14 protein-coding genes and 1 pseudogene are annotated in these 13,869 nt (G+C 55.6%); 5 read left to right on the plus strand and 10 right to left on the minus strand.

Annotation, left to right across the window (positions count from 1 at the left end):
* The first annotated feature begins 31 nt into the window (after positions 1-31).
* The 4 genes from AB8809_RS11205 to AB8809_RS11220 all read left to right on the plus strand — a co-directional run bounded on the left by AB8809_RS11205 (position 32) and on the right by AB8809_RS11220 (position 3,975).
* Positions 32-1,054: a methionine ABC transporter ATP-binding protein gene (locus AB8809_RS11205; RefSeq protein ID WP_180779657.1), complete on the plus strand. Its 1,023-nt coding sequence runs from the start codon at positions 32-34 to the stop codon at positions 1,052-1,054.
* Positions 1,047-1,706, plus strand: coding sequence for a methionine ABC transporter permease (locus AB8809_RS11210; RefSeq protein WP_015840447.1), 660 nt, complete (start codon positions 1,047-1,049; stop codon positions 1,704-1,706). The genes AB8809_RS11205 and AB8809_RS11210 overlap by 8 nt, the downstream gene beginning before the upstream one ends.
* Positions 1,707-1,747: 41 nt before the next feature.
* Positions 1,748-2,860 carry an o-succinylbenzoate synthase gene (gene menC / locus AB8809_RS11215; RefSeq protein ID WP_015840446.1) on the plus strand — a complete coding sequence of 371 codons (1,113 nt, stop codon included), beginning with the start codon at positions 1,748-1,750 and terminating at the stop codon, positions 2,858-2,860.
* 305 nt (positions 2,861-3,165) lie between these two features.
* Positions 3,166-3,975, plus strand: coding sequence for a MetQ/NlpA family ABC transporter substrate-binding protein (locus AB8809_RS11220; RefSeq protein WP_015840445.1), 810 nt, complete (start codon positions 3,166-3,168; stop codon positions 3,973-3,975).
* 144 nt (positions 3,976-4,119) lie between these two features.
* On the opposite strand, the pseudogene AB8809_RS11225 reads toward AB8809_RS11220, so the two are convergent.
* Positions 4,120-5,537, minus strand: a pseudogene (locus tag AB8809_RS11225) (M20 family metallopeptidase).
* 143 nt (positions 5,538-5,680) lie between these two features.
* Between AB8809_RS11225 and AB8809_RS11230 the strand changes: the two are divergent.
* The gene (locus AB8809_RS11230) at positions 5,681-6,607 is read left to right on the plus strand and encodes a LysR family transcriptional regulator (RefSeq protein ID WP_256553389.1); all 927 of its coding nucleotides are present in this window, start codon (positions 5,681-5,683) and stop codon (positions 6,605-6,607) included.
* Between the two features lie 10 nt (positions 6,608-6,617).
* Here the strand turns inward: AB8809_RS11230 and sctU are convergent, their stop codons facing one another.
* From sctU to AB8809_RS11275, 9 genes are read right to left on the minus strand one after another with little or no spacing between them, the layout of a single operon-like run.
* Complete coding sequence (gene sctU, locus AB8809_RS11235) at positions 6,618-7,697, minus strand: type III secretion system export apparatus subunit SctU (RefSeq protein ID WP_015840442.1); 1,080 nt, start codon at positions 7,695-7,697, stop codon at positions 6,618-6,620.
* 12 nt (positions 7,698-7,709) lie between these two features.
* A complete protein-coding gene (gene sctT / locus AB8809_RS11240) occupies positions 7,710-8,513 on the minus strand; it encodes a type III secretion system export apparatus subunit SctT (protein WP_181846861.1) in 804 nt (267 codons plus the stop codon).
* A gap of 6 nt (positions 8,514-8,519) precedes the next feature.
* Positions 8,520-8,780 carry a type III secretion system export apparatus subunit SctS gene (gene sctS / locus AB8809_RS11245; RefSeq protein WP_015840440.1) on the minus strand — a complete coding sequence of 87 codons (261 nt, stop codon included), beginning with the start codon at positions 8,778-8,780 and terminating at the stop codon, positions 8,520-8,522.
* Between the two features lie 7 nt (positions 8,781-8,787).
* The gene (sctR, locus tag AB8809_RS11250; protein WP_010681683.1) at positions 8,788-9,441 is read right to left on the minus strand and encodes a type III secretion system export apparatus subunit SctR; all 654 of its coding nucleotides are present in this window, start codon (positions 9,439-9,441) and stop codon (positions 8,788-8,790) included.
* Positions 9,438-10,598 carry a type III secretion system cytoplasmic ring protein SctQ gene (sctQ, locus tag AB8809_RS11255; protein ID WP_349855980.1) on the minus strand — a complete coding sequence of 387 codons (1,161 nt, stop codon included), beginning with the start codon at positions 10,596-10,598 and terminating at the stop codon, positions 9,438-9,440. The genes sctR and sctQ overlap by 4 nt, the downstream gene beginning before the upstream one ends.
* The gene (locus tag AB8809_RS11260; protein ID WP_349855979.1) at positions 10,595-11,140 is read right to left on the minus strand and encodes a type III secretion system HrpP C-terminal domain-containing protein; all 546 of its coding nucleotides are present in this window, start codon (positions 11,138-11,140) and stop codon (positions 10,595-10,597) included. Before AB8809_RS11260 ends, sctQ begins: the two co-directional genes overlap by 4 nt.
* Complete coding sequence (locus AB8809_RS11265) at positions 11,137-11,574, minus strand: type III secretion protein (RefSeq protein ID WP_349855978.1); 438 nt, start codon at positions 11,572-11,574, stop codon at positions 11,137-11,139. Before AB8809_RS11265 ends, AB8809_RS11260 begins: the two co-directional genes overlap by 4 nt.
* A complete protein-coding gene (gene sctN, locus AB8809_RS11270; RefSeq protein ID WP_349855977.1) occupies positions 11,564-12,931 on the minus strand; it encodes a type III secretion system ATPase SctN in 1,368 nt (455 codons plus the stop codon). The genes AB8809_RS11265 and sctN overlap by 11 nt, the downstream gene beginning before the upstream one ends.
* Positions 12,931-13,860, minus strand: a complete 930-nt coding sequence (locus AB8809_RS11275; RefSeq protein WP_300991760.1) for an FHA domain-containing protein — start codon at positions 13,858-13,860, stop codon at positions 12,931-12,933. The genes sctN and AB8809_RS11275 overlap by 1 nt, the downstream gene beginning before the upstream one ends.
* Between the last annotated feature and the right edge of the window lie 9 nt (positions 13,861-13,869).

Consider the following 13,869-nt stretch of genomic DNA (forward strand, 5'->3'; position numbering starts at 1 on the left):
AAATAGTCAGTCAGCAGGAGTGAGTCAGGTAATGATTCGGTTAGAAAACGTGAGCGTTGATTTTCCCGCCGGCAAAGCAGCACAGTCCAGAGCGGTAAACAACGTCAACCTGACCATTCAACAGGGTGAAGTTTTTGGGATTGTTGGCACCAGCGGCGCGGGGAAAAGTACGCTGCTGCGGACAATCAATTTATTGCAGCGTCCAACTGAAGGACGCGTGTTTCTGGGCGATACGCTGATTAGCGATGCGTCTGGCCGCGAACTGCGTCAGCATCGGCAGCGTATCGGGATGATATTCCAGCATTTTAATCTGATGCACACCCGTAACGTGTATGACAACGTGGCGTTCAGCCTGCGTGCCGCGGGGAAGAGCAAAGAAGAGATTGCCTCACGCGTGCCGGAAATTCTGGCGCTGGTTGGGTTGCAGGACAAAGGGACATCTTATCCGGCGCAGCTGAGCGGTGGGCAGAAGCAGCGTGTTGGCATCGCCCGCGCGATTGCTAACCATCCCGAAGTGCTGCTGTGCGATGAACCCACCTCGGCACTGGATCTGGAAACGTCAGCCTCTATTCTGGCGTTATTGAAAAGTATCAATATTCGATTAGGCATCACGATCGTGCTGATTTCCCATGAAATGAGCGTGATTAAAAGCATTTGTCAGCGTATGGCGGTGATGACGGGCGGCAATATTGTGGAAGAGGGCGATGTCTTTACGATCTTCTCTTCGCCTCAGCATGCCTACACCAAACAGCTGGTTAGCCATACCAGTCCGGTCGAATTACCTGAACGCTTTAAGCAGAATAATAAAGGCGTCTTGCTGAAAATACTCTTCGCCGATGATTCGGTAGAACAACCGATATTATCTGACGTGGCGCAGCAGTTTCAGGTATCGGTAAATATTCTGCACGGCAATATTGAATACATTAACGATCGCGCGCTGGGGCATATTATCGCCCAGATTTCATACCGTGACGATCCGACGGCGGATAACCTCGCCGCCGCTATTGCTTATATTCGACAGAATACCTTTGGGGTGGAGGTCATCAATGGCTGAGTTATTTGGTGAATTAGTTTTCGCCTTCGGTGAAACCTTCACGATGGTGTGTATTTCAACGCTTTGTGCGGTGATATTCGGCCTGCCGTTAGGTATCGCGATTTATGTGACCGATCGTCATTTATTCTGGCAGAACCGTTTTATCTATCTGGTTTCGACCGTTCTGGTGAATATTATCCGTTCGATCCCGTTTGTGATCTTGCTGGTGCTGTTGTTGCCATTAACCCAGTTTCTGCTGGGGAACACGATAGGGCCAGTGGCAGCGGCAGTGCCGATGTCCGTGGCGGCGATTGCCTTTTATGCTCGACTGGTGGATTCCGCGCTGCGTGAAGTCGATCCGGGTATTGTGGAAGCGGCAGAGGCCTTTGGTGCCAGTCCAACGCGTATCATCGGCACTGTGCTGTTGCCGGAGGCGCTGGCGGGGTTATTACGCGGTCTGACGATCACGCTGGTCAGCCTGATTGGCTACTCGGCGATGGCCGGAATTGTCGGCGGCGGCGGTGTGGGCGATCTGGCGATCCGCTTCGGCTATTACCGTTATGAAACCGAAGTGATGGTCGTGACCGTGATTGCGTTGGTGGTGCTGGTGCAGATTGTACAAACGCTGGGTGATTTGCTATCACGACGGGCGAATAAGCGCGAACGCCGCTAAACCACGACAGAATAGGGTATTCAGGGCAGCAGAGAGATGTCATGAAAATAGACAAAATTGTATTAAGAAAAATGAAAATGGCGCTGAAAACGCCATTTACTACCAGCTTTGCGACGCAGACGGAGAAACACTTCTCCATCGCGGAAGTTCACGCGGGTGGACATATTGGTTACGGCGATTGCTCGGCAATTTCTCTGCCGTTTTATAACGAAGAAACCAACGTCACCGCGTGGCATATTATGCGTGACTTCCTGATCCCGATGGTTAAGCAGGCTGGGGATATTGAGCACCCTTCGCAGGTGCGCGATATTTTCGCGCCGGTAAAGCGTAATAACTGCGCCAAAGCGGCAATCGAAGGCGGTATTTGGGATGCTTACGCGAAAATAAAAGGCGTACCGCTACATCAACTGCTGGGTGGCGTACGGGATAAAGTTGAAGCGGGTGTCAGCATCGGTATTCAGGAAACGCCGGATAAATTAGTCAGCGTGGTCGATAATTTCCTGAAGGAAGGCTACAAGCGCATCAAAATAAAAATCAAACCGGGAAAAGACTACGACTATATTGCGGCGCTGCGCCAGACGTTTGGTGATATTACGCTGATGGTGGATGCCAATTCCGCCTACACGCTGGACGATATCGATTTCTTTAAGCGGATTGATAAATTCAATCTACTGATGATTGAGCAGCCGCTGGCGCACGACGATATTATCGACCACCGTAAACTTCAGGCCGCAGTGAATACGCCTATCTGTCTGGATGAAAGTATTGCGTCGGTAGAAGACGCGCGTAAGGCAATAGAGCTAGGTAGCGCCAAGATTATCAATATTAAAGTCGCTCGTGTCGGTGGTATTACCGAAACCAAGCTGATTCATGATTACTGTCAGGCGCACAATATTCCGGTATGGTGCGGCGGCATGCTGGATACGGCAGTCGGTAAAGCGCACAACATTGCGGTATCAACGCTGCCGAACTTTATCTACGCGCACGATATTCCACCGTCTTCCCGCTACTGGCATGAAGACTTCATGCTGCCATTTGTCGAATTAGACAAAGACAGCTGCGTTGCGGTGCCAAATAAGCCGGGAATCGGCTTCGATATCAACCCTGAACTGTATGACAAATATTGCTACGGACAGGAAACCTTTTTGTTTTAACGGATGTTGATTAACGATTTTTTAGTAAGCCTTTTTTAGTAAAACATGTGAGCAGTAAAACGTTATCCAACACCAGGGAATAACGTTATAAAAATAGAAAAAAATAATGAGCGATGCCACGCAGGGCATAAGAGTATGGATTTAGGGAGAAACACGGTGATGAGGTGCCCGTAGGGATACCTCACACTGTGGCCGCTCCCGGTATCTCGATCTTAGCCCTGTGCTGGCGCTCTATATAACAATAACGAGAATGCCGTTAGCAAAACGGTAAACACTGACTAAACCGGACAGACAGGAACGCGACGATGCGATTGAAAAAACTTATTCCACTCATGCTGGCGTTGGGCATTTCTCAGGCTTACGCAGCAGATTCAGGCAAAGAAATCACCATCGGCGTATCGCCGGGGCCATACGGTGATATGGTCACGAAAGCGATTAAACCGGAGATGGTGAAAAAAGGCTACGACGTAAAAGTGCGCGAATTCAGCGACTACATCCAGCCTAACCTGGCATTGTCGAACAAAAGTATCGACGCCAACCTGTTCCAAAACCGCCGCTATCTTGATCGCTTCAGCGCGGATAAAGGGCTGAAACTGGCGGAAGTGATCACCGTACCGACGGCCAGCATGGGCTTTTACTCCAATAAAGTCCGCTCGCTGAATGAGCTGAAAGCGGGCGATATCGTCACGCTGCCAAACGATCCATCCAATCTGGCACGTTCGCTGGATTTCCTGCAAAAATACGGCCTGATCAAGATTAATCCAGAGATTACACCGACTAAAGCCTCACTGCGTGATATCACTGAAAACCCGAAAGGTCTGGTCTTTAAACCGCTGGAAGCCGCACAGCTGCCGCGCGCGCTGGGTGGCGTAACCGGTTCGCTGATTAACGCCAATTTCGCGATTTCTGCTGGCCTGAATCTGTCTGACGCAATTCAGTTAGATGTGCTGCCGGAAGATCTGAAAAACATGATTGTCGTGCGTGCAGAAGATGCCGACAAACCGTTTGCTCAGGATCTGAAAGCTGCCGTTCAATCTCCGGAATTCGCCGCATTCTTTGAAGATAAAAACTCGATGTTCCACGCGTTCCAGAAACCTGAGTGGATGAAAAAGTAATCTCTCTTTCAAATTGCTAGTGCCGCATAAGGTAAGAAAAGCGGCACTGGCTTTCGCGGCATTTATGCCGCTCACTCGGCGGTTATTTCCGCCTCAACCTAGTTTCTAATGCCAGTAAAAGGCACAAAAAGTTAGCGTTAAACATCACCTCTGATTCGCATATTCGCGGTGTTCTTCTAATAGTGCCTGTCCTTGCTCCCCCAGTTCCCAGAACAATCCAGTCATGATCGCTAATCCTTCGCGGGCGACGGATTTCAGCAGGTGTTCGTTGACCGCGTGCTGGCCGCATGCCGGATAAGAGTGGGGAATCCACAGTGTCGGCAGGCCGAGGATGTCGGCGAAGACGTCATTAGGTAGCGATCCGCCCAGATTTGGTAGCAACGCGGGTTGTTTACCGCTGATGTGCTGCATCAATGCCAACGTCCAGTTCACCAGCGGATCTTCCGGGTTAAAGCGCGTCGCCGGAGAGGTGTTAAGCACCTCGACGTCCACCTGCGCAAAGCCATGTTGGTCAAGGTGTTGACGCACATGTTGTGCCAGATGCTGCCAGTCGGTGCCGATCACAAAGCGCAGTTGGCAAATCGCTGTCGCGTCGGCGGGAATCGCGTTCACCGGCTTACGCGGGTTGCCGGTAATGAACGACAGCACTTCCAGCGTGTTCCAGCCAAATAACCGCTCGGCAGGCGTAAGTCCCTCTGCGCCCCAGTTTTCATCAAGCGTCGGATCGCCCTCGCTGCCTGCGGGATTGATCGTGCTGAGAATCTCTCGCAGCGCGGAGGTTAACGGCGGTGGCAGCAGGGCGTCGATCTTCATTCGTCCTTGTCCATCCACCAGGCTGGCCACGGCGTTCGCCAATTGAGTACCCGGATTGCTCAGCAGCCCGCCCCAGTTGCCAGAATGGTAGGCCTGCTCGCGAGCCTTGATGTGCAAACGGAAATTCACGCAGCCGCGAGAGCCGAGGAACAGCGTCGGGCGCTCTGCGTTAAGACGCGGTCCATCAGAGGCGATAAATATGTCGGCCGCCAGTTCCTGCTTGTACTGTTGGCACAGCTCGGCAAGCCCCGGCGAACCAATTTCTTCGCCCATCTCGAACAGCAGTTTGCAGTTGAAGCCCAAGCGCTGCCCGCGAGCCTGAAACACCTGTTCCAGCGCCATCAGGTTGATGCTGTGCTGGCCTTTGTTATCGGCACTGCCGCGTCCGTACCAATGGTCGCCTTCTTCCACCAATTCCCAGGGGGTGAGCCCATCACGCCAGTTTTCTTCATCACCGAAAACCACATCACCGTGGCCGTAAGACAGCACTGTCGGCAGGCTGGGATCCTCAAGGCGTTCGGCCAGCAGAAAAGGGGATGTCCTTCATTCAATGGAGCAATCTGCCTTACGCTGAACCCCATCGCCTGTAACACGGGTTGGATTTCCTCCGTCAGATAGCGGTTCAGCGCGAGCTGGTTACCCGCTTTCTGGCTCTCGCTGGCATGGGCAATGCGCCGTGCCAGCGTTTGTTTAAATTCTCCGCGATCGAAACGTTCACAGGCGATACGAATAAGGTCTGCGCTGGTCATGCCTTTCCTTGCTGGATAATGTGCCGAAGTTACCGATATTTAAAGAAAAAATGAGCTTTGCAACAATAATAAAAATTGCAATTAAGCTTTGCTTTTAATATAAACCTGCCAATCCCCCCGCGATGTCTGGAAGGAACGCCGTCATGCACAGCACCGAGATTCGTTATTTTCTGGTGGTTGCCACCACTGGTTCGCTCAGCGCCGCTAGTCAGCACTTATTTGTGGCCGTGTCTGCGATCAGCCGTCAAATCCAGCGGCTGGAAGAACGCATTGGCGTGCCGTTGTTCGAGCGTCATGCGCGCGGCATGGTGTTAAATGATGCCGGGCGCATTCTGGAAAATCATGTGCGCAAGAGCATGATGGACATGGATGCCGCTGTAGCGGAAATTCAGGGGCTGAAAGCCAGCCGTCGAGCGCTGCTGCGCATCGGCTGTACGGAAGGGATGGCGTTTGATCTGCTGCCGACGCTGTTTGCGCGTTTTCGTCAGCATGACCCGGATACCACTTTTGCGCTGAAGGTGGACTCGGCGATGCAGGTGTCGCAGATGATTCGCAATGGTGAAGTGGATATCGCGCTCCAGTTTGCGCTGGCGCCCGAGCAGGGCGTGAATGTGGAACTGGCGCTGCCTGCGCCGCTGATGCTGCTGATGTCCGACGATCACCCGCTGGCGCAGCAGTCTATTCAACTGGCCGATCTGCATCCTTTCCCGCTGGCGCTGCCGGAACCCTCGACCACGCTACGCCAACTGTTTGACCTCTCGTGCCGCATGAATGGCACCTTTCTGGAACCGACGCTGTGCTGCAACAACTTCACCACGCTTTATTACTATGCGATGAGCACGCCGGGTGCGGTTACCGCCTGTAGTTTCTATTCCGTGATGTACAAGTGCTTACTGGAGCCGATGCGCCTGAAACCGCTGAATATCAGGCAGCTTGACCAGCGTTCACTTCAGATTCAAACGCTGGCAGGGAAAGCCCATGCGCCCCAGCAGCAGGCTTTCCTGGATTTCATGATGGCGGAACTGCGTCAGGGGGAAGCGCACTACTTGAGTCAGGTGGCGGAAAACTAAAGATCCGCTTTCACTCCATCTCGATAATATCGCGTTTTTGCTCGTCTTCGAGTTGGCGCAGGACGCGATACACCTGCGCTACGGCCTGAAGCGTTTCGCGCGGAATGTACTGGCCTTCCGGCGTGGTGCGATACAGCGTACGGGTCAGCCAGATGAAGCGAATCACCGGAATGTCTGCTTTTTTCGCCTGAGCGATGAGTTCCTGCGCCGCACTATCTTCCCCCTTAAACAAGATGCGCGGTAACGGCGTTTTGCCGGGACGATAGTAAAGTCCCACCGCATAGTGCGTTGGGTTCACCAGCAGCATATCGGCGTCTTCGACTTTGGCTTTGGGGCGCGGCGCGGCGGGTTCGTTCATCAGTTCGTGTGCCAGCGACTTACGATGGCCTTTCATGTGGGGATCGCCTTCGGAATCCTTGTGCTCGTTGCGTAAATCCTCATGGCTCATACGCTGCTGCTTGAGAAAGAAATACTTTTGCAGGCCGAAATCCAGTGCAGATAGCACTAAAAGCGCCGTCAGCGTGGTGCGAGCAATGCGCGTCAGTAGCGCTTTAACCCCTTGCCAGAAACCGTGGAGATCGCCGTAGGCCAATTCGACCAGCGCTTCCAACTCTGGCACCACCACTTTATAAAAGACCGTACCGATCACTACGGCTTTCAGGATATTGGTCAGCATTTCCACCAGCTTACGCATCGAAAACATCTGCTTAAACTGGTTAATCGGGTTCAGTCGATTGAGATCGAGCTTCAGCGCTTCGGGCGCAAACAGTGGGCCATATTGGATCCAGCCGCCTACAATGCGCAGCAAGACGGCAATCGCGGCGGCTAACAGGCAGAGTGTGCCTGCCAGCACGGCGGCGTCATGAAAGACTTCTTTCGCCACCTGCGCAAACGGCGCATCCAGCCGTTGTAGCGGCAATTGCACCAGCGTTTGGAGTTTCCCCATTGTGCTGTCCGCTAATGCCAACACGCACTCCAGTAGACCGACGCAGATCAGCAGCTTGGGCACATCCTGACTTTGTCCGACTTCTCCTTTACGGCGCGCGTCTTCCAGCTTTTTATCTGTGGGCTGTTCCGTTTTCTCGCTCATGGTTCCGCCTGATTAGCTATTTGTCGATGCCGTAAAAAGTAGTGGGAGCAGGTGCTTAAGATCCGGTAGTCCCTTCAGTCTGTCGCCGCCCAGATACTGCAACACCGGCAGGTAGACGATGAAAAACGCCATCCCGACCAGACACTTAGCCGGAATGGAGAGGACGAAGACCTGAAGCTGTGGGCTATACAGACTGAGTAGCGCAATACTGAATTCCAACAGCAGCAGTAGCGCCACCAGTGGCCCGGCGTACACCACCAGATGGGTGAAGGTATCGGCCAGCAGGTCGAGGTAGACCTCAAACCCTTGTTCGCCCGGCGCGGGCAGCCAAGACAGTACCGGCCAGATCTGGTAGCTATCCCATATCAGCTGCGTTAGCCCCTTCAGGCCGATACCAATAATCAGCAGCAGAATCAGGGTCTGTTTCAGTAGATGGCCGAGCGGCGTGGCGTCCGAGCCCAGCGCAGGGTTGAGCTGACCGCCCATTAACGCGCCGCGCTGGTTATCGAACAGGGCGCCGACGGATTCAAACAGCCAGAACGGCATCGCCAGAATCAATGCGATGAGCAGCCCGACAATAATCTCTTTCAACAGCAGACCGGGCAGCATCGGCCAGGACAGCGGCGTCAGCAGGAGTTGCTGTTGCACGATGGGAGCAGGCAGCAGCGTCAGGGAAATCACCACCGCGTTGCGCATCATGCCTTTCAGCACGTTGAGTGAAAGAACCGGCACCAGAATAAAGCAGGGATACAGCCGGGCGATACCGAGCGTTATGGCGATGATAAAGTCGTAAACGTGCTGAATGGTGGCGATCATGCGGATTTATACCCCGGTCTGCGCAATCATGTTGAACGCGGTAATAGCCAACTGCATCAGCTCTACGCCAATCCAGCGTCCGCAGAGCGCCAACGCCAACCCGACGGAAATCAGCTTGACGGCGAAGGGCAGCGTTTGATCCTGTAACTGCATCACCGCCTGTAGCAGCGAGATCAGCACGCCGACGATCACCGCAACCAGCAGCGGCGGCGCCGAGAGCAGCACGACCATCACCATGGCCTGACGGAAAAGTGTGATTATTTCCATCGTGGCCTCACAGATAGCTGTAAAACAGGCCATCAAGCAGCCGCGTCCAGCCGTTCACCAGCACGAACAGCAGCAGCTTTAACGGCAGCGACAGCGTCATTGGCGCGACCATCTGCATCCCCAGCGCCAGCAGCACGTTGGAGACGATGAGGTCGATGACGATAAACGGGATATAAATCAGGAAGCCGATTTTGAACCCGGCCTGTAGCTCCGACAGCACGAAAGCCGGGATCACCAGCAGCAGATTTTGCGTATTCACCTTTTCGGATAGCGACGCGGGCCACATTTGCAGGCTGTTCTCATGCAAATGGGTGAGAATATCCGGGTCAACGTTGCGCGACATAAAGGTTTGCAGCGGTTCCAGACCGTAGGTCACGCTGGCCTGAAGCGACGTGATATCGGTCATATCCAGCGGCTTTTCCTGCACGCGCTTGCTGATGTCCTGAAAGACCGGTGCCATCACAAACAGCGTTGCCGCGAGCGCGATGCCGTACAGCGCCATATTGGGCGGTACTTGCTGTACCCCGATGGCGTTGCGGGTGATCAACAGCACAATGGCAATCTTCAGAAAGCAGGTGCAGACAATCATCATCAGCGGAATCAGGGAGAGTGCGCCCAGAAAGAGCGCAAACATCAACGGGTCGAATGCGCCGGAGGTCATGGTGCCAGCTCCGGTTCGACGGCGTGATCCTCATCCACTGCCGGCAGACTTTGTGTTGGTGCGGAAAAATGTGTCGGTGCAGCAAAGCGCTGGGTAATCTGTAGCCCCAGCCGGCCTTCCACATCGACCAGATCACCGCTCGCCAGAGCGATATCGCCGTAATACAGCCAGGCTTGTCCCGGCACCACGTCGCGCAGTGTTAACACGCTACCGTTGGCAAGATGCTGCAATTCCGTTAGCGTCATCGTCAGGCTGCCGCAGCGAAGGTGTAAGGTAACCGGCAGCGGTGGCAAGTTTTCTGTGACATTGTCACTTTTTTGCGTGAATTCAAATGCCGATGCCTCTGAGTGGGGATCGGTGAACATTGTATCGGTAGCAGACGAGGGCATTGAGACAGTCTCCATGTCGGTAATGGTAAAGGTATAGGGTGCATGCGCGGTGAGCTGTAATGTGCCGTGCAGGCGCAGCGTGCCGGATGACAATGTTCCTTCTCCAGAGGGGGTAAACCACGGACGGTTGGGCAGAATGAGGTCACCCGTACGCAAATGGTGTAACGCGGGCAGCGGCACTACGGCATCAGCCAGTGTGAGTGGCAGAGCGATCGTCATTCCTCCGGGGAGTGCACGGCGCTGACGGTGCCAGCCTGCGCGAGAAAACAATGCCAGCCAGACGGCGTCAGTGGCCTGCATCCGGCTGCGTGCGGTAATGCCATTCCAGCTAACACAAAGCCAGGCACAGAGGGCGGCACCCTTGTCGTGCGGCGTTTCATGATCCATACCCAGCGGATAAATCTCCCCGACGAGCGCGCGCAAGACGGGATTGAGTGACTGGTTGTAGAGCGTCCAGTACCACTCCTGTGCCGCATCATCGTCTTCAGATAGCGGCAGCAGCGGGCAGTCCGACAGCAGGCTGAGCACCGGGAACGGATCGGTCAGTGAGATATCGCCAATATCGCTACGCCAACCGTGTGGTTGTGCAGAGAACGATTCCTCTGCCAGCACGCATTCGTTCGTCAGTTGAAGATGCAGTCGGCCCTCGCACCCCTCGCGGATAAACGGCAGCACTAGCCCGGTGGCCAGCATCGAGCGGATGCGGGCGTGTTGCGCACGCAGCGTCGGCAGTGTCAGCGGTCGAATGTGTGGGGAATTTGAACTCATCGCTCATACTCTCTGGCGTCAAAACGCAGGTTTATCGGGCAATCCAACGCGCTGGCGAGCGAATGGCGGCAGGCTTCGCGCCGATCTTTTAACTGGTGGTAGCTTTCCCGGCTAAAACGCAGAGAAATATCCCAGCCGCGCGGTACCAGAGTGGCTAAGCGTGCATCGATATCGCCCAACTGCGGCAGTTGCAGGCTAAAGGCAAACGGCGGGGCGCAGATGTTGTCCATCGCTTCAATCAGTTCACATTGCAGTGGCTGCCACGGTGACGGTGTCACATATTGTGGGTTGTCCGACGCGTCAGTCTGCAACGGCAACGGGGCATTGAGAGCACCGCCCGGTGATAAAGCGACAGGCGTATCCTGATAGAACGCATCTTCAAAGCCATCTGAAAATGTGAAGGCTTCCCAGAAATCGCTAGATTGTGGATCGGGCTGTGGATCATGCTGTGAGCCGTCTGCGCGAGAGGATTTACCGTGCAGTACGGCCTGCGCGTTCTGCGTCGCCGTAGATTCGGATGACGCAATCTGTCGGTTATTCATACGTGCTCCTGAGGTAACGTCAGCAGATATTCCAGTTTCTCCACTGCCTTCTGGCATTGGCGAGTGGCCTCTCGGGCGTGATCAACCTGGCGCTGCTGATCGTGATGTTGCTGCTGTGTGGCTTGTACCTGTTGCGTTTCTTCCGCTATCTCGCTGAGTAAGCGCTGTTCGGCGGCAAGGCGCTTTTTCAGATTTTCCAGCGTTTGGCGTTGCCCCTGAGTGTCTCGGGCAAACTGGTCGCGCTGCGTCTGGCTGGCTTGTTGCAGCGCGTCAACCTGTTGCTGATGACGCTGCTGCTGCTCCGCAATCCGTAGCAACTGCTGTTCTTCCTGCCGCTGTTGGCGCTCGCTGCGGCTTAAGCGTTGACGGCGTATCGGCATCAGCAGATTCAACACGGTCTGTAATTCGGCATCGCGTTCGGTGTTATGGGGCATAGCGGCTGACTCCGGCGAGCTGTTGCTGAATCACGCCATAAGGCATCGGTTCACGCATTGACTGACGCAGGAACTGCGTGATTTCTGCATGGGCGTTGACGGCGGAATCGGTCAGCACGTCATGGCCGGGCTGGTATTCGCCGAGGCGAATTAGCATCTCAACCTGTTTGTACGCCGCCATCAGACGCCGTACGCCGCCCGCGTTGCGGGTGTGATCGGTATCTACGACGTTACTCATGGTGCGACTCAGGCTGGCCAGCACGTCGATAGCCGGATAGTGCCCCTGTTCCGCCAGGCGTCGGGCGAGCACGATGTGTCCGTCAATCAATGAACGGACTTCGTCGGCGACCGGATCGTTCATGGAGTCCTGTTCAATCAGCACGGAATAGAGCGCGGTGATGGCGCCGTCTTCCGTTTGTCCAGCGCGTTCGACCAACCGCGGCAGCAGCGTATAGACCGACGGCGGCAGTCCGCCGCGCCCCTGCGGCTCTCCGAGCGCCAGACCGATTTCGCGCTGGGCACGAGCGAAACGCGTCAGGGAATCAATAATCAGCAGCACCTGACGGCCTTCGGCGCGGTAAGCCTCGGCGATAGCCGTAGCAGTGAACGCCGCGCGCGCACGTTCCATGCTGCTGCGGTCGGAGGTGGAACACACCAGTACGGTGCGACTGCGCAGTTCATCGTCCAGTTCATGATCGAGAAACTCGCGCAGTTCGCGGCCACGTTCGCCAATCAGCCCGAAAACAATGGCGTCGCACGGCGTATTACGTGCCAGTTCGGCCAGTAGCGTGGTTTTGCCGCAGCCCGCGCCGGCGAAGATGCCGACGCGTTGCCCCTGACCGATGGTTAGCAAGCCATCGACGGCGCGCAATCCGGTGGGGAGCGGCTGGCTGATGCGCGGTCGGGAGGTCGGCGGCGGGGCATCGCCCAGCACCGGCTGCGTGCGACCTGTAGCATGACCGGGTTCGACAAACGCGCTCTCACCATCTTCCTCCAGCGCCCGCCCAAACCCGTCCAGCACGCTGCCCAGCAAACGTTCCGACACCTGAATGCAGTGCGGCTGATACAGCGGCGTCACGGTGGCACCCTGAGCGATGCCGTCCAGCGCCCCGAGCGCCGAGAGAAAGGTATTGTCTGGGCTAAACCCTACGACTTCGGCCATCATCTGGCTGTCGTCCTGGCGTGCCACCCAGCACAGGTCGCCAATGCGCGCCTGCGGCAGACTGCACTCCAGCAAGATGCCGCTGACGGCCATGACGCGGCCTTTTTTCTCCACGGGCGCAAAGCCTGCCAAATGCTGGCGCTGCCGTGCGACCCACTGATCGAGCAGGGGGAAAGAAGAAGGTTGTGTCTGCATTACCAGTTCACCGTTATCTGTTGTCTGCCGCTGAATTCAATCTGGTGCTCATCAATTTTCACCAGACGCAGGTTGTCGATCTCATCGCCGATGAAAAAGCGCTGACCATCCGCCGTGACGACATTCGCCCGCGACCCGCTCGTTACCTGAACGATCTGAAACGGCAGTTGCTCCGTTTTCAATTGCGTCCGGTTATCCACGGACAGCGCGGTTCTATAACGTTGGTGGAGTTGGGCGAGCATCCGTTCCAGCTTTTTTTGATCGTCCGGCGTTAATTGTCCGGTGAGCGTGACGCGATCCTGATACGCCGCCACTTTCACGGCCGCGCTCAGTTCCCGCTCCTGTAACATGATGCGCAGCGTGCTTTCTAGTTGTGGCAGCGTGCTGAGCGGTTTGCGGGTATCCTGCGGCGGCGGGGCGGCAGGCATCGCGACGCTCTCCTGTAGTTGCCAACTGCCTACCATCACCAGCAGCAATGCGCCAAGCAGCAGATAGCTGGCTTTGGCCCACAGCGGCAGGCGTGGCGCGGGCGTAGGAATAGGCGACGCGATATGAACTGGCGGTTCGTCGGCGGATGGTTCCACAGGGGGAACATCTTCTTCTGCGGTTGGAGGCGTTTCGCTGTCGTCAGGCCAGGGGGTATCCGCCGCGACAATGCAGAGCCAAATCTGTCCCAGCGCAAAGGGCGTGCCGGGCGGCAGAGCGTCAATCTGTTCGACGGTATGGCCTTCCGCATTGCATAACGCACCATCCTGTGCGCTGAGCGCCCAGCCGTCTGCGGTCTTCTCCAACTGGCCGTGGCAAGGCGCTATACCGGGATCGTAGAGCACGAGATCGGCATCATCGGCTGCACCGATGCGCCAGGCGTTTCCACAGAGCGGCAACGCCGCACCGCGATGTAAACCAGTCAGCACGCGTAATTCAAACATGGTGTGTTC

This window comes from Pectobacterium aroidearum, assembly GCF_041228105.1.
Lineage (GTDB): Bacteria > Pseudomonadota > Gammaproteobacteria > Enterobacterales > Enterobacteriaceae > Pectobacterium > Pectobacterium aroidearum.

What these genes read in the sequence shown, in the direction of transcription:
- AB8809_RS11220 (WP_015840445.1), top strand. Translation starts at nt 3,166, where the DNA reads ATGCGATTGAAAAAACTTATTCCACTCATGCTGGCGTTGGGCATTTCT.
- AB8809_RS11275 (WP_300991760.1), bottom strand. Translation starts at nt 13,860, where the DNA reads ATGTTTGAATTACGCGTGCTGACTGGTTTACATCGCGGTGCGGCGTTG.
- sctN (WP_349855977.1), bottom strand. Translation starts at nt 12,931, where the DNA reads ATGCAGACACAACCTTCTTCTTTCCCCCTGCTCGATCAGTGGGTCGCA.
- sctR (WP_010681683.1), bottom strand. Translation starts at nt 9,441, where the DNA reads ATGACCTCCGGCGCATTCGACCCGTTGATGTTTGCGCTCTTTCTGGGC.
- AB8809_RS11260 (WP_349855979.1), bottom strand. Translation starts at nt 11,140, where the DNA reads ATGAATAACCGACAGATTGCGTCATCCGAATCTACGGCGACGCAGAAC.
- sctU (WP_015840442.1), bottom strand. Translation starts at nt 7,697, where the DNA reads ATGAGCGAGAAAACGGAACAGCCCACAGATAAAAAGCTGGAAGACGCG.
- menC (WP_015840446.1), top strand. Translation starts at nt 1,748, where the DNA reads ATGAAAATAGACAAAATTGTATTAAGAAAAATGAAAATGGCGCTGAAA.
- AB8809_RS11205 (WP_180779657.1), top strand. Translation starts at nt 32, where the DNA reads ATGATTCGGTTAGAAAACGTGAGCGTTGATTTTCCCGCCGGCAAAGCA.
- AB8809_RS11265 (WP_349855978.1), bottom strand. Translation starts at nt 11,574, where the DNA reads ATGCCCCATAACACCGAACGCGATGCCGAATTACAGACCGTGTTGAAT.
- sctT (WP_181846861.1), bottom strand. Translation starts at nt 8,513, where the DNA reads ATGATCGCCACCATTCAGCACGTTTACGACTTTATCATCGCCATAACG.
- AB8809_RS11210 (WP_015840447.1), top strand. Translation starts at nt 1,047, where the DNA reads ATGGCTGAGTTATTTGGTGAATTAGTTTTCGCCTTCGGTGAAACCTTC.
- AB8809_RS11230 (WP_256553389.1), top strand. Translation starts at nt 5,681, where the DNA reads ATGCACAGCACCGAGATTCGTTATTTTCTGGTGGTTGCCACCACTGGT.
- sctQ (WP_349855980.1), bottom strand. Translation starts at nt 10,598, where the DNA reads ATGAGTTCAAATTCCCCACACATTCGACCGCTGACACTGCCGACGCTG.
- sctS (WP_015840440.1), bottom strand. Translation starts at nt 8,780, where the DNA reads ATGGAAATAATCACACTTTTCCGTCAGGCCATGGTGATGGTCGTGCTG.